The organism is Mesorhizobium sp. P2_E6 (assembly GCF_056403835.1).
Genome location: NZ_JBFUEQ010000007.1, coordinates 195,833 through 210,135, shown reverse-complemented (window position 1 = coordinate 210,135; position 14,303 = coordinate 195,833). Strand labels below are relative to the sequence as shown.

16 protein-coding genes are annotated in these 14,303 nt (G+C 64.4%); 7 read left to right on the top strand and 9 right to left on the bottom strand.

Features of this window, described 5'->3' with window-relative positions; all coding sequences use genetic code 11:
- Nucleotides 1-42: 42 nt before the first annotated feature.
- Complete coding sequence (locus AC1D08_RS19415; RefSeq protein ID WP_457150370.1) at nt 43-1,080, bottom strand: zinc-binding dehydrogenase; 1,038 nt, start codon at nt 1,078-1,080, stop codon at nt 43-45.
- Between the two features lie 54 nt (nt 1,081-1,134).
- A complete protein-coding gene (locus AC1D08_RS19410; protein ID WP_457150371.1) occupies nt 1,135-2,376 on the bottom strand; it encodes an acyl-CoA dehydrogenase family protein in 1,242 nt (413 codons plus the stop codon).
- Nucleotides 2,377-2,508: 132 nt separating this feature from the next.
- On the opposite strand from AC1D08_RS19410, the gene AC1D08_RS19405 reads away from it, so the two are divergent.
- From AC1D08_RS19405 to AC1D08_RS19380, 6 genes are all read left to right on the top strand, one after another.
- Entirely contained in the window at nt 2,509-3,324 is an 816-nt protein-coding gene (locus AC1D08_RS19405; RefSeq protein WP_457150372.1) for an SDR family oxidoreductase, read from the top strand.
- 36 nt (nt 3,325-3,360) lie between these two features.
- A complete protein-coding gene (locus AC1D08_RS19400) occupies nt 3,361-3,846 on the top strand; it encodes a MaoC family dehydratase (protein WP_378922604.1) in 486 nt (161 codons plus the stop codon).
- Nucleotides 3,843-4,877 carry a phosphotransferase family protein gene (locus AC1D08_RS19395; protein ID WP_457150373.1) on the top strand — a complete coding sequence of 345 codons (1,035 nt, stop codon included), beginning with the start codon at nt 3,843-3,845 and terminating at the stop codon, nt 4,875-4,877. The genes AC1D08_RS19400 and AC1D08_RS19395 overlap by 4 nt, the downstream gene beginning before the upstream one ends.
- Entirely contained in the window at nt 4,877-5,653 is a 777-nt protein-coding gene (locus tag AC1D08_RS19390) for an SDR family NAD(P)-dependent oxidoreductase (protein WP_457150374.1), read from the top strand. The genes AC1D08_RS19395 and AC1D08_RS19390 overlap by 1 nt, the downstream gene beginning before the upstream one ends.
- Nucleotides 5,654-5,745: 92 nt before the next feature.
- The gene (locus AC1D08_RS19385; RefSeq protein ID WP_457150375.1) at nt 5,746-6,390 is read left to right on the top strand and encodes a TetR/AcrR family transcriptional regulator; all 645 of its coding nucleotides are present in this window, start codon (nt 5,746-5,748) and stop codon (nt 6,388-6,390) included.
- Between the two features lie 215 nt (nt 6,391-6,605).
- A complete protein-coding gene (locus tag AC1D08_RS19380) occupies nt 6,606-6,854 on the top strand; it encodes a DUF680 domain-containing protein (RefSeq protein ID WP_457150376.1) in 249 nt (82 codons plus the stop codon).
- Between the two features lie 133 nt (nt 6,855-6,987).
- Here AC1D08_RS19380 and AC1D08_RS19375 read toward each other — a convergent pair whose 3' ends face one another.
- The 7 genes from AC1D08_RS19375 to AC1D08_RS19345 all read right to left on the bottom strand — a co-directional run bounded on the left by AC1D08_RS19375 (nt 6,988) and on the right by AC1D08_RS19345 (nt 13,705).
- The gene (locus tag AC1D08_RS19375) at nt 6,988-7,773 is read right to left on the bottom strand and encodes a ThuA domain-containing protein (RefSeq protein WP_457150377.1); all 786 of its coding nucleotides are present in this window, start codon (nt 7,771-7,773) and stop codon (nt 6,988-6,990) included.
- 76 nt (nt 7,774-7,849) lie between these two features.
- A complete protein-coding gene (locus AC1D08_RS19370) occupies nt 7,850-8,080 on the bottom strand; it encodes a hypothetical protein (RefSeq protein ID WP_457150378.1) in 231 nt (76 codons plus the stop codon).
- A 59-nt stretch (nt 8,081-8,139) separates the two neighbouring features.
- Nucleotides 8,140-8,724, bottom strand: coding sequence for a sarcosine oxidase subunit gamma (locus AC1D08_RS19365; protein WP_457150379.1), 585 nt, complete (start codon nt 8,722-8,724; stop codon nt 8,140-8,142).
- The gene (locus tag AC1D08_RS19360) at nt 8,717-11,710 is read right to left on the bottom strand and encodes a sarcosine oxidase subunit alpha (protein WP_457150380.1); all 2,994 of its coding nucleotides are present in this window, start codon (nt 11,708-11,710) and stop codon (nt 8,717-8,719) included. Before AC1D08_RS19360 ends, AC1D08_RS19365 begins: the two co-directional genes overlap by 8 nt.
- Entirely contained in the window at nt 11,707-12,018 is a 312-nt protein-coding gene (locus AC1D08_RS19355) for a sarcosine oxidase subunit delta (RefSeq protein WP_457150381.1), read from the bottom strand. Before AC1D08_RS19355 ends, AC1D08_RS19360 begins: the two co-directional genes overlap by 4 nt.
- A gap of 11 nt (nt 12,019-12,029) precedes the next feature.
- A complete protein-coding gene (locus tag AC1D08_RS19350) occupies nt 12,030-12,452 on the bottom strand; it encodes a hypothetical protein (protein ID WP_095084629.1) in 423 nt (140 codons plus the stop codon).
- A complete protein-coding gene (locus AC1D08_RS19345) occupies nt 12,452-13,705 on the bottom strand; it encodes a sarcosine oxidase subunit beta (RefSeq protein ID WP_095084630.1) in 1,254 nt (417 codons plus the stop codon). Before AC1D08_RS19345 ends, AC1D08_RS19350 begins: the two co-directional genes overlap by 1 nt.
- 200 nt (nt 13,706-13,905) lie before the next feature.
- Between AC1D08_RS19345 and AC1D08_RS19340 the strand changes: the two genes are divergently transcribed.
- Nucleotides 13,906-14,274 (top strand): YrdB family protein, encoded by a 369-nt coding sequence (locus tag AC1D08_RS19340; RefSeq protein WP_457155708.1) that lies wholly within the window; start codon nt 13,906-13,908, stop codon nt 14,272-14,274.
- Nucleotides 14,275-14,303 lie beyond the last annotated feature (29 nt).

Below are 14,303 nucleotides of genomic sequence, written 5' to 3'. Positions count from 1 at the left end.
AGCGTCTGGAGGCTTCGTGTTCGAGCTTCGGGCACCTTCATGCTAAGGCCGGATGAACACCTTGCCGTTGGGCTTGGCCAGTTCCGCCGGCACCCGCGCCATTGCCTCGGCGAGCGGCACCACCGCCGTCACATCGGTCGACCAGCGCCCATCGGAGAACCGTTTCTGCGCTTCCAGGATCGCCGGGCCGCGGCGGTCGCGAAACTGGCGCATCCACTCGCTCAGCCAGAAACCCTCTATGTGCTTGTGCTGGAAGATCAGTTGGCCGGGTTCACGGATGATCGTGGCTTCGGGATCGAGCCGCCCATAGATGATCCAACGCGAGCGCTTCGGCATGACGTCGAAAATGGCAGAGGCAAGCGGCCCGGTGACCGCGTCGAGGAAGATGCGCGGCTGTTCGGCCTTCATCACCTCGCGTAGCGCCGTCTTGAAATCCGGCGCCTTTTCGTTGAGGACGTACGCCGCGCCACGCTCCTTCAGAGCCGCGATCTGATCGTCGCGGCGCACCGTGACGATGGGTCGAAAACCCGCTTCCCTGGCCAGGCCGATGATCAGCTTGCAGAGTTGGCTGGCGCCGGCGGTCATGACGAAGGCCTTTTCGCCCTCTTCTGTGACGATGTCGTACATGGCGAGCGCGGTGAGCGGGTTGACAATCATCGCCGCTCCATCCTCGTCGCGAACGGTGTCGAGCAGGGGGATGCAGACCACCGCTTCCGCAACGGCATATTCGGCCCATGAGCCCCAGTTGCTGACGCCTGTGGCGAAAGCGACGCGCTTGCCGACGAGGCTCTTGGGATAGGGCTCATCGCCACCGGCGACGACGGTGCCGACACCCTCGAAGCCGGCCGGCTGGCCCTTGGCGCGCGGCTGGCCGTACTGGCCCTTGATGAACATGACATCGGACGGATTGATCGAGGCGAGGCTGACCTTGATCAGCACCTGCGTTGGCCCCGGCATCGGCACCGCGATGCTGCCCGGCTCGAGATAGGGCTCCATCGCTTCCAGCGCACTGCCGGAAGGCGTCCTGGTGTAGCCGTCGCCGACAAGCAGCAGCGCCTTCATTTCGGAGGGGACGGTCATCGGAACACTCCTTGCTCGGACCTGCCGGCGTCGCCGGGTGACGAATGCCGGCGCTCAAACCTTTTCTTGCGTGTATTTCTTCAGTTCCGTCCGCGCCACCTGGCGGCGATGCACGGCGTCAGGCCCATCGGCAAGGCGCAATGTCCGCAGATGCGTCCATGAGCGCGCCAGCGGCGTGTCCTGGCTGATGCCTTGCGCGCCGAACATCTGCACCGCCTCGTCGGTGACCTTGAGCGCGACGCGCGGCGCAATCACCTTGATCTGGCTGATCCAGGGTGCTGCGGCGCGCGCATCGCCCTGGTCGATCATCCATGCCGCCTTCAGGCAGAGCAGCCGCGCCATCTCGATCTCCATGCGGCATTCGGCGATGATGTCGAAATTGGCGCCGAGTTTTGCCAAGGGCTGGCCGAAGGCCTCGCGGCGCACGGAACGCTGGCACAGCAGCTCCAGCGCCATCTCGGCCTGGCCGATGGCGCGCATGCAGTGATGGATGCGGCCGGGGCCGAGCCGGCCCTGCGCGATCTCGAAACCCCTGCCCTCGCCGAGGATCAGGTTCGATGCGGGCACACGCACATTGTCGAAGCGAAGATGCATGTGGCCGTGCGGCGCATCATCGTCGCCATAGACCTGCATGGCCCGGACCTTGGTCACGCCCTTTGCGTCGGAAGGCACCAGGATCATGGAATGCCGCCTGTGTTTCGGCTCTTCGTCGGCACCGGTCCTAACCATGACGATGTAGATGGCGCAGCGCGGATCGCCGGCGCCGGAAGCCCACCATTTCTCGCCGTTGAGCACATAGTCGCCGCCCTGGCGCTCACAGCGCATCGCAATGTTGGTGGCGTCGGACGAGGCGACATCCGGCTCGGTCATCAGGTAGGCCGAGCGGATCTTGCCGTCTAGCAGCGGCTCGAGCCACGCCTTCTTGTGGTCGGCCGATCCATACCGTTCCAGCACCTCCATGTTGCCGGTGTCGGGCGCCGAGCAGTTGAAGGTCTCGGCGCCGAGATGCGCCTTGCCCATCTCCTCGGCAAGATAGGCGTATTCGACGGTGGACAGGCCGTAGCCGCGCTCCGAGCCGGTCAGCCAGAAGTTCCACAGGCCGCGCTCCCGTGCGGTCTTCTTCAGCCCTTCGAGGATTTCACTCTGGCGCGCGCTATGGACCCAGCGGTCGCCTTGCTTGCCCACTTCGCCGAGGAATTCCTTGTCGAGCGGCATGATCTCGTCGCGCACCATGGCCGCGACGCGCGCGTGGATCGGCTTCAACCGCTCGGTCATGCCGAGATTCATCTCCGTCATCGCTAAACCTTCATGCAGGCCAGGCATTTTACACGTGGCAAGGATGACCGTACTTCGGATAGCCTTGTCAACGCGAACTGTTTTGCCTGCACACCGAGGCCCGCATACCAAGGTAGGGCGCGGAGGATTGTGATGAGCTATCTGGACGAGCTGTTTTCGGTGGCCGGCAAGACCGCGCTGGTGACGGGAGCGGCGACCGGCATCGGCCGCATGGCGGCAACCGCGCTGGTGAGGGCCGGAGCGAGCGTCATGATCGCCTCGCGCAAGGGCGAGGATTGCATCAAGGTCGCCGGTGAACTGAACGGGCTTGGCGCACCGGGCCGGGCCGAAGGCTTCGCCGGCGATGTCTCCAGCGAAGCCGGCATTGCCGCACTCGTCGCCGAGGTCAAGGCGCGGACCGACCACCTGAACATCCTGGTCAACAATGCCGGTGTATCCTGGGGCGCGCCGCTGGAGAGCTTTCCCTATTCCGCATGGGCGAAGGTGCTCGGTGTCAATGTTACCGCGGTCTTCCATCTGACGCGCGAATTGCTGCCGCTGCTCGATGCCGCCGCCAGCGATGCCGATCCGGCCCGGGTGATCAATCTTGGTTCGGTGATGGGCACGCAGCCGCTGGCCGACGACGCCTATTCCTATACGGCGTCGAAGGCCGCGGTTCATCATCTGACGCGTACCCTGGCGCTCGAATTCGCCGCCCGCCGCATCACTGTCAACGCCTTCGCCCCCGGCCCCTTCCAGAGCCGCATGACGGCTTTTGCCACCGGCACGCAGGAACAGGCCGCACATGTCGGCAACCACGTTCCGATCGGCCGTATCGGCGCACCGGATGACATTGCCGGCGCAACACTCTATTTGTGCAGCCGTGCAGGCAGCTATGTTACCGGCGCCATCCTGCCGATCGACGGCGGACAGTCGGTGCAGCATGGGCTGACCTTGTTCAAGGAATAACATTTTCCGGCCGGAGCCGGGGGTGAACTGGAGGACATCCGCGTGGAACCGATCAGTCTCGATGTACTTCTGGCCAGTGTCGGCAAGGAAGTTGGCGTGTCGCCGTGGCGGGTAGTCACGCAACGCATGATCGACCAGTTCGCCGACGCCACCGACGACCACCAGTTCATCCACTGCGATCCGGAGCGCGCCATGCGCGAGACGCCGTTCGGCGGCACAATCGCGCATGGCTTCCTGTCGCTGTCGCTGTTGTCGGCGATGACCTTCGAGACCATGCCGCCGTTGGAAAACGGCAAGATGGGCGTCAACCACGGCTTCGACTCGCTGCGCTTCCTGGCGCCGGTGAAGACCGGCGCGCGCATCCGCACCCGTTTCGTGCTGGCCGACGTCAAGGTCAGGCCGTCGGGCTGGGTACAGACCGCGCATGACGTGACGATCGAGATCGAAGGCTCCAAGAAACCGGCACTGACCGCTCGCTGGCTCACGCTGACCCTGATCGAACGCCAGCCCGAGACGGCATGAACGATCCGAACGTTCTCGACCAGGCAGCACTGGCGCCTTATCTCGAGGCCAGCATCCCCGGCTTCACCGGGCTCCTTTCCATCGAAAAATTCAAATCCGGCCAATCGAACCCGACTTACCTTTTGACTGCGCAAAGCGGCCGCTACGTGTTGCGCGCCAAGCCGCCCGGGCAACTGCTGAAATCGGCCCATCAGGTCGACCGCGAATTCACCGTGATGAGCGCCCTTGCCGGCACCGCCGTGCCGGTGCCCAGGATGCTGCATCTGTCGGCGGAGGACTCGCCGATCAGTCGTATGTTCTACGTCATGGATTTCGTCGACGGCCGCATCCTCTGGGATCCGGCGCTGCCGGAGGCCCGCGACAACGACGAACGCGCCGCCATCTACGATGCCATGAACGCTACGCTTGCGGCGCTGCACGATGTCGATGTCGGGGCTGCGGGTCTCGTCGATTTCGGTCGGCCGGGCAATTATTTCGAGCGCCAGCTGGCCCGCTGGACCGCCCAGTATCGCGCCTCGGAAACCGGTACCATCGCCGATATGGACCGGCTGATTGCCTGGCTTGAGACGCATAGGCCCGCCGACGACGGCCGCGTCTCTCTGGTGCATGGCGACTACCGGCTGGACAATCTGATTTTTGCCGCCGACCAGCCGACGGTTCTGGCGGTGCTCGACTGGGAATTGTCGACGCTCGGTCACCCCTTTGCCGACATCGCCTATCAATGCATGCAATGGCGCCTGCCCCACGCCTCGGGCTTTCGTGGCCTGGGCGGCATCGACCGTCGCGCGCTCGGCCTGCCCTCCGAAGAGGACTATGTCGTCGCCTACTGCCGGCGACGCGGGCTGGACGGCATCGGCGACTGGACCTTCTTCCTGGCCTTCTCCTTCTTCCGGCTGGCGGCGATATGCCAGGGCGTTTTCAAGCGGGCATTGGACGGCAACGCCTCCAATCCCGAAAAGGCCAGAACCTATGGCGAGGCGGTAAAACTGCTTTCGCATCTCGCCGCGAAATTGATCGGCAAGGAGGCGTGATGGGCCGTTTTGCGGGAGCAACCGTGCTGATCACCGGTGCGACCGGCGGGCTTGGCCGGGGTGCGGCGAAGGGCTTTGCCGCTGAAGGTGCGCGGCTGGTGCTGTCGGACATCGACGAAAGGGCGCTGGCCGAACTTGCAGCCACGCTGCAGGCCGAAACGGCGACCCTTGCCGGCAACATCGCCGACGAAAAACTATCCGAGGATCTGGTCAGGCTGGCGGTCGAGAAATTCGGACGGCTGGATGTCGCCATCAACAATGCCGGCATCGTCCAGAGCTTCGTGCGCTTGCCGCAGGTCCCCTCGGACGAGGCCCGCCGCGTGCTGGAGGTCGATTTGCTCGGCGTCTTCTATGCCATGAAGCATCAGATCCCGCAGATGGAGCGGCAGTTCAAGGCGACCGGCAAGGGCGGCGCCATCGTCAACATCGCTTCGGCCGCCGGCCTGTCCGGCGCGCCGAAACTCTCGGTCTATTCCGCCGCCAAGCACGGCGTCATCGGTTTGACCCGCTCGGCGGCGGTCGAATACGCCACCAAGGGCCTGCGCATCAACGCCATCTGCCCCGCCCACACGAGGACGGCGATGGTCGACAGCTTCGTGCGCGTCTCCGGCGCGCCGGAAGCGGAGGCGTTGGCGGAGCTGACGCGTGGCGTGCCGATGAAGCGGGTGGCGGAAGTCGACGAAATCACCACCGCCATCCTGTTTGCCGCCGATCCGGCAAACTCCTTCATGACCGGCCATGCGCTGGCCGTCGACGGCGGCATCGGTGCGATCTGAAGCATGCCGTTTGGGAACCTGTCGCGCCCTTGTCCGTTTTCGTACAGCGTATATAATTTAGCCAGGTACCAACCAACCAAAGGCACGAGATCTTGCCGCCGAGCGTCCAGACACGCCGCGAGAAACAAAGGGCCGAACTGCGCTCCGAGCTGGTCGAAGCCGCGCACAAGCTCGTCCAGGAAGAAGGCTATGAAGGCCTGACCATCCGCAAACTGGCCAAGCGGGTCGGCTACGCGCCGATGTCGGTCTATTCCTATTTCGCCGACAAGCAGGACATCCTGTTCGCCCTGGCCGAGGATGCATTCGAGACGCTTGCCCGCCGCATCGAGGAGCATTCGTCCGACGATCCGATCGAGGCATTGCAGGCGGTCATGACCGAGTATGCGGCTTTCGGGCTCGGCAATCCCAACGAATACCGCACCGTATTCATGACCGAAAAGACCAAGCTGCCGGAAGGCAGGAGCTACGAGGACATGGAAGAGAGCAACCCTGCGATGAACGCGCTGATCAGCAGGGTCGAGGCCTGTGTCGCCGCCGGCAAGCTGCAGGGCGACCCGCGCGCCATCGCCACCATGCTGTGGGCGGTCGGCCACGGCACGATCTCGCTGCTGATCACCTTTCCGTTCTATCCGTTCGGCGACCCGCAGGCTTTCGTGAAGCGGATGTGCGATTTCACGCTTGCCACGCTGAGCACGCAGACCGTGCCGCCGCTGACCGAAACGCCGGTCAAGTGCTGAGCGGCATCCTTCACAGGCTCTGACAACACGACCAACGTCCGGTTGGAGTGCTCGGCTGCGCCAGAACGCCGCGATTTTTGGCGTTCAATAAAAGTTCAATAAAATTCATTCGTACATGTACGTTTCTGACTTGAACGACGGCATCGCCAGACGTATATGTACGCCGTATCGTACACGTACGGAAAAAATTCAACGGTCGAAAACGGAGACTGACGATGAAAACGACACTCCTCACCCTCGCCGCCGTGCTGGCACTTTCGGGCTCGGCCTTCGCCGCCGGCGCCACCCATCCGGTCAAGCAGGCACCGGCTGCGACCTGCGTCGACACTAGGACCCATGTGAAGCTCGATTGCGCTCCGACCGGCTCGGTCGAGAAGCAGGGTTCCACGGAAAACACCGCTGACGGCAAGGGCCCGCGGCTCGGCATCAGCATCAATCCGTGGATCGTGCCCAGCACATTTTGAGACAAAATCAAACGCCGAGGCCGGCGCAAATTGAAAGCCGGCCTGGCGAGCAGTTTGGTCTAAGCGACGCCACCTCGGTTGGCGGCACCGGACTGGCCCAGTCGAACGCTGACGCGTAGCCCGGCCTGGCCCATCAACTCAGGCCCTTGTCACCGTCGGCATGCAGGCGCAGCCCTTTCTGGACGATCTTCTCCTTGGCGGCGTCCGTCGGCACGTTCGGCGCATTGGTGATGCCGGACCAGGCCGGCGCCGGGTTGTGCGCCCAATGCACGGCGTTGCGCAGCACCTGCTGCACGCCCTCATTGTGGTAGATCGGGTAGGTTTCGTGGCCGGGCGAAAAGTAGAATATCCTGCCGGCGCCGCGCTGGTAGGTCAGCCCGGACCGGAACACCTCGCCGCCCTCGTACCAGGACACGAACACCGTCTCGAGCGGCTCCGGCACCGCGAACGGCTCGCCATACATCTCCGTCTCGCCAATCTCCAGGCACTCGCCGATGCCCTGCGCGATCGGATGGCTGCGGTTGATCGCCCAGACGCGCTCGCGCTCGCCCGCCTCGCGCCATTTCAGCGAACAGGGCGTGCCCATCAACCGCTTGAATATCTTCGAGTAGTGGCCGGAATGGAGCACGATCAGCCCCATGCCTTCCCACACCCGCTTCTGCACGCGCTCGACGATCTCGTCCTTGACCTCGCCATGCGACCTGTGGCCCCACCACAGTAGGACATCGGTGGTGGCCAGGCGCTGTTCGCTCAAGCCGTGCTCGGGTTCCTGCAAGGTGGCGGTGGTCGCCTCGATACCCTTGTCCTGGTTGAGCGCCGCGGCGATTGTGCCATGCATGCCCAAGGGATAAAGGTCGCGCACGGCGGCATTGGTCTGCTCGTGGACGTTCTCGCCCCAAACGATGGCTTTTGTCGGCATTTTTCTCTCCCAAAGCGCTTTAAATAGCATGCCCGATGGGATTGAGAAGGCCCGATCCGGCCTGGTCCGATGGAAACTACCTCGTCCGCTTCTTGCGGCCGGCCACGGTCTTGGCCTTGCCCGGCTTCGCGGGACCGCCGGGGATGGCCGTCCCGGTTATCGACACCGGATCGCTGGCCGGAAAGGTGTCCTCGAGGCCTTCCTCAAGTTCTTCTTCGGCGCTCGAGCCCTCGTGCTTCTCATGTTCGAGCGAACGAACGGCAGGGCTCTTCTTGACCGGCGACTTCGGCGCGGAATTCGACGGCATCGGCATTCTCCCTCGGCGTGCGGATGCAGAACGAGCGTGCCCTGCAAAACGTTCCGAGTTCAGACCGCTGCGTCTCGCGATCCCTCGGACAGGAAAGTAAAGACATAGTCCGAGAAGGAACGCCAGCACTCGACCCTGAAGCCATCGGCCGCCGTGCGCAACAGCACGATCTCGGCCTTGCCCAGGATCGTGCGCGAAGCCGCTCCGACCGGGAAGGCATCGAGCGACAGATCCTGCGGGCAGCCAGAATTGATCGCCGCGGCCGCGCCGGCGCCCGTCACTCCGATCGCGATGTTGCGATGCGAGATACCGACGGCCGAATGGAGGGCGGAAACCGCCGCGCAGTCGGCGAGCGGATCGTTGCTGGCCTCATCGATAACCAGCCATTCGTCGGGACCAAGCCACAGAGCGGTGCGGCCGGCCTTCGTGGCCGAGGTCTTCGGTTTTTTCGGCAAGGTCACGCCAAGCGCCTTGGAAAGGGCGGCAGTCGAAGCCTCCGGCGCGCGCAGCGAGATGCGCTCGGCCGGCGGCAGCACCTCGACCTTGGCGCCAGTCGCGGCGGTGCTGCGTCCAGCTAGCGCCGGACGGCGCTCGACCGAAGGCGATGCAACCGAAGTCGTCTTCTTTGCAGCGGCTTTAGCCATTGAGGCGCCCTCCCGTCTCGTCGAAGAACACCATGCCGGAAACCTCCACTTCGATCACCCCGTTCGGCATCGGCACGTAGAGAGTGTCACCCATGCGGTCGCGGCCGCCGGCGACCAGCGCAAGGGCAATCGAGCGGCCGCAATTTTCCGACCAATAGCTCGAGGTGACGTGGCCGATCATCTTCATCGGGATCGCCTGCTTTGGATCCTCGACGATCTGAGCGCCCTCTTCCAGCACCACCTTGGGGTCCTTGGTCTTGAGGCCGACCAGTTGCTTGCGGCCCTTGGCGACCAGATCCGGCCGCGCCATGCCGCGGATGCCGACGAAATCGGCCTTTTTCTTGCCGACCGCCCAGTCGAGAGCGGCATCGTTCGGCGTCACCGTGCCGTCGGTATCCTGGCCGACGATGATGTAGCCTTTTTCGGCGCGCAGCACGTGCATCGCCTCGGTGCCGTAGGCGGCCGCACCATGCTTCTGGCCCTCGGCCCACAGCGCTTCCCAGACTGCCTGGCCGTAGTCGGCCGGCACGTTGACCTCGAAGCCACGCTCGCCGGTGAACGACATGCGGAACAGCCGGGTCGGCACGCCGCAGATCTTGCCTTCGCGCACCGACATGTGCGGCAGCGCCTCGTCGGACATGTCGATGCCTTCGACCAGCGGCGCGATGATGTCACGCGACTTCGGTCCCTGTACGGCGATGACTGCCCATTGCTCGGTGATCGAGGTCAGCCAGACATTGAGTTGCGGGAACTCGGTCTGGAGATAATCCTCCATGTGGTTCATGACGCGCGGCGCGCCGCCGGTCGTCGTCGTCACATGGAAGCGGTCTGGCGCCAGCCTGCCGACGACGCCGTCATCATAGATGAAGCCGTCCTCGCGCAGCATGATGCCATAGCGGCAGCGGCCTGGCTCCAGCTTCTCCCACGGATTGGTGTACAGCAGTTCCATGAACTTGGCCGCATCCGGCCCGACCACTTCGATCTTGCCGAGCGTCGAGGCATCGAACAGGCCGGCCGTCTTTCGCACCGCGACGCATTCGCGGTCGACCGCGGCGTGCATGTCTTCACCCCCCTTGGGGAAATACCAGGCGCGCTTCCACTGTCCGACATCCTCGAACACGGCGCCTTGCGCCTCGGCCCACGGATGGATCGCCGTCTTGCGCGTCGGGTCGAACAGCGGCCCGCGCGAGTGGCTGACGATCGCGCCGAAGGTGACAGGCGTATAGGGCGCCCGGAACGTGGTCAGGCCGACTTCCGGGATTGGCTTGCCAAGTACTTCGGCAGCAATCGCTAGGCCGTGCATGTTGGAGGTCTTGCCCTGGTCGGTCGCCATGCCGTTGGTGGTGAAGCGCTTGACGTGCTCGATCGAGCGCATGCCTTCATGCACCGCCTGGCGGATATCCTTGGCGGTGACGTCGTTCTGGAAATCGACAAAGGCCTTGACCGTGGTGTCCGGCCCGGCGCCGGGGGCAGCCCCCAGCATGCCGCGCGACCAGCTCTCTGAGGCGTCGACCTTCGGCTTGTTGCTCTTGGCGGTTTTAGCAGCGGCATCTTTCGCTGCCTTCTCGCCGGCCGCATAAGCCTCGTCGATCGTCGCCGACAGCCCGTCGGTGCCGTTGCAGGCGCCGACCGAGACGCAATCCTGCGCATAGGTGCCCGGCACGAAGCGCTTGGTCTCGTCGTTGAAAGCGACCTTGCCGCGCGACTGCGAGAACAGATGCACCGACGGCGTCCAGCCGGCCGACATCAGGATCGCATCGACCGGGATGGTGCGTTCGCCACCGCCATTCTTCGGCTGCACGGTCATCGACGACACCCGCAATTTGCCACCGGCGCGGATCACCGCGCGGCCGAAATTGACCTCGATGCCGAGCGCCCTCGCCTCGTCGATCACCGGTCCGGTCGGATGGTCGCGCAGGTCGACGATCGCCGCCACGTTGACGCCGGCCTTCTTAAGGTCGATCGCCGCCGCATAGGCGGAATCATTGGCGGTGTAGACGCCGACATTCTTGCCGACAGCGACGCCATAATGGTTGAGATAGGTGCGCGCCGCACCGGCCAGCATGATGCCCGGCCGGTCGTTGTGGGCGAAGACCATGTGCCGTTCGATAGCGCCGGAGGCCAGCACCACGCGCTTGGCCCGCACCTGCCACAGCCGCTCGCGCGGCAGGTCGTGGCCGGGGGCGGAGAGATGATCGCTGACGCGCTCGACCAAGCCGACGAAATTCTGCGCGTAGTAGCCGAAGGCCGTGGTGCGCGGAAGCACGCGGACATTGCCCATGCCTTGAAGCCTAGCAATCGCCGCCTGCGCCCAGGCAAAACCGTCCTGGCCATCGATCCCGGCGCCGGTCTCGAAACGCAGGCTGCCGCCGAACTCTGCCTGCTCGTCGGCGAGGATGACGCGCACGCCGGTCTCGGCCGCGGCGAGTGCTGCCGCGATGCCGGCGGCACCGCCGCCCAGCACCAGCACGTCGCAATGCGCATAGCGCGACGAATAATGGTCGGGATCAGGTTTATCCGGGGAAATGCCAAGGCCGGCCGCGGCGCGGATCTTCGGCTCGTAAAGGCTCTTCCAGGCCGCTTTCGGCCACATGAAGGTCTTGTAGTAGAAACCGGCAGAAAACAGCGGCGACGCGATGTCGTTGACCGCGCCGACGTCGAAGGACAGCGACGGCCAGCGGTTCTGCGACTGTGCTTCAAGCCCGTCATAGAGCTCCTGCACGGTGGCCCGCACGTTCGGCGTCTTGCGCGCCGCGTCACGCTTGATCTCGACCAGCGCGTTGGGCTCTTCCGCGCCCGCCGACAGGATGCCGCGCGGGCGGTGATATTTGAACGAGCGGCCGACGAGATGGACGCCATTGGCAAGCAGCGCCGAGGCCAGCGTATCGCCCTCGATACCGGTGTAGGACTGGCCATCGAAGTTGAACCGCGCGGTCTTCGCCTGCTTGAGGCGACCGGCACCGGGAATGCGGAACGCGCCGCTCATTTGGCAACCACTTCGTTAGAGATTATGGGCAGCTTCGACGGCTTCGGTTCGCCGGCCTTGTAGGTCATGATGAACTTGTCGGTGACGGTGTCGCGCACCGCATTGAAGAAGCGCGCGCAGCCATGCATGTGCCGCCAGCGCTCATAGATGATGCCCTTGGGATTCGAGCGGATGAAGAAGAACTTTTCGAAATCGTCGTCGCTCTCGCCAGCCATGTTGGCCGAGCGCGCGATATGCGCCTCGCCGGCGTTGCGGAACTCGAGTTCCGGGCGCTCTTCCTCGCAATAGGGGCAGCGGATGAGAAGCATTTGGTTCGTTCCTACAATTCGCCGTTGCCGACATGAGCGCCGGCGGGTTGGTCGCAAAGCCTCTGGCCCATGGCGGCAAAAGGCGCGACGAGCCGGATGCGCTCCTCCACGCTTGCGGCCGGACGAAACAGGTCGCGGTACGCCATGTTGCCGATGGTGAGTTGCATCGGATCGGTCGTGACGATGACGCGGCGCGGCTCGAATGTGTCGTCCTCATCCTGGTCGGAAGGCATGTTCTCCAGGAACATGACCACCTTCTGGCCGCCGCTCCACACGCAGGCCAGGATGCCGTCATCGACGGAAAACGGCCAGTTGGCCTCGTTCCCGGCGCGGCTGATCGGCTGCGTGCGCACTTCGTCCGCCGAGGGAAAATGGAACATGCCCTGTTCCCCCGCCAGCATCAGCGGCATGGCGACAGCCATCTGCGCCATCATCAGTGCGCCACCGCCGCCGCCGCCGCCTCGTCGATGAGTCGGCCGGTGCGGAAGCGCTCGATGGTGAAGGGCGCGTTGATCGGATGCGGATCATCCTTGGCGATGGTGTGGGCAAAGACATGGCCGGAGCCCGGCGTCGCCTTGAAGCCGCCCGTGCCCCAGCCGCAATTGACATAGAGGCCGGGCACCGGCGTCTTGGCCAGGATCGGCGAGCGGTCGGGTGTGACGTCGACGATGCCGCCCCATGAGCGCAGCATCTTCATGCGCGTGAAGATCGGGAACATCTCGCAGATGGCGTCGAGCGTGTGCTGCAATATGTGCAGGCCGCCGGTCTGCGAATAGGAGACGTACTGGTCGGTGCCGGCGCCGATGACCAGCTCGCCCTTGTCGGACTGCGAGATATAGGCATGCACCGTGTTCGACATCACCACGCAAGGCACCACCGGCTTGACCGGCTCCGACACCAGCGCCTGCAGCGGATAGCTTTCCAGCGGCATGCGCACGCCGGCCATGTTCATGATGACGGACGAGTGGCCGGCGGCAACGACGCCGACCTTCTTGGCGCCGATGAAGCCGCGCGTCGTGTCGACGCCCATGACTGCGCCATTGGCCGCCCGCTTGACGCCGGTGACCTCGCAATTCTGGATGATGTGGACGCCGCGCGCCGAGGCGCCGCGGGCATAGCCCCAGGCCACGGCATCGTGGCGCGCCGTGCCGCCGCGGCGCTGCAAGGCCGCACCGACGACGGGATAGCGCGCATCCTTGGAGGTGTTTAGCGGCGGGCAGAATTCCTTCGCCTGCTCCGGCGTCAGCCATTCATTGTCGATGCCGTTCAGCCGGTTGGCGTGGACATGACGCTTCAGCACCTGGATGTCGTGCACGTTGTGGGCGAGCATCATGACGCCGCGCGCCGAATACATGACGTTGTAGTTGAGCTCCTGGCTGAGCCCGTCCCACAGCTTCAGCGCATGGTCGTAGATGCCGGCGCTCTCGTCATAGAGATAGTTCGAGCGGATGATGGTGGTGTTGCGGCCGGTGTTGCCGCCGCCGAGCCAGCCCTTTTCCAGCACCGCGACATTGGTGATGCCGTGCACCGTGGCGAGGTAATAGGCGGTGGCCAGGCCATGACCGCCGGCGCCGACGATGATGACGTCGTATTCCTTCTTCGGCTCAGGCGAGGACCACTGTTCCTCCCAGCCCTTGTGGCCGCGCATGGCCTCCCGGGCGATGGCGAATACCGAATATTTCTTCAACGTTCCAGCCTCGCAAATGGCGGCAGGGCATTCTATCGACCCCGGCGCGCGAGGTGTATCACTAGCGAAACGCAGCTTCCACCCTTGCGCTGTTTGCGACGGCGCTTGCCGTTTTGCGCCGCGCCGAAAATGACGCACGCGATCTGGTGGCCATGGTTGCCTTCAGTCACATTGCCGTCGCGACACTCTGGAGGACGATCATGGGCAACGCCTGGTGGAATTTGACGTTGCGCTTCCTGCTGGAGCTTGCCGCCTTGCTCGGCTTCGGCTTGTCGGGCTGGGGTCTCTCCGATGGATTGTGGCGCTGGCTCCTGGCCCTGGCCTTGCCCCTCATTGCCGCTGCCTTGTGGGGGACCTTCGCCGTGCTCGACGATCCCAGCCGGTCGGGCCGCGCCCCTGTGCCGGTACCGGGTGCGGTGCGTCTGGTGCTTGAACTGACGATCCTGTTCGGTGGTGCCGTCGGATTCTACGTGGCCGGCTACACGACCACGGGCATCATCCTCGCCCTGCTCATCGTCATCAGCTACGCGTTCTCGCTCGATCGCCTAGGATGGCTGCTGAAGCAATAGTTCGGGCCGATACAGGGGCCTATATCGCC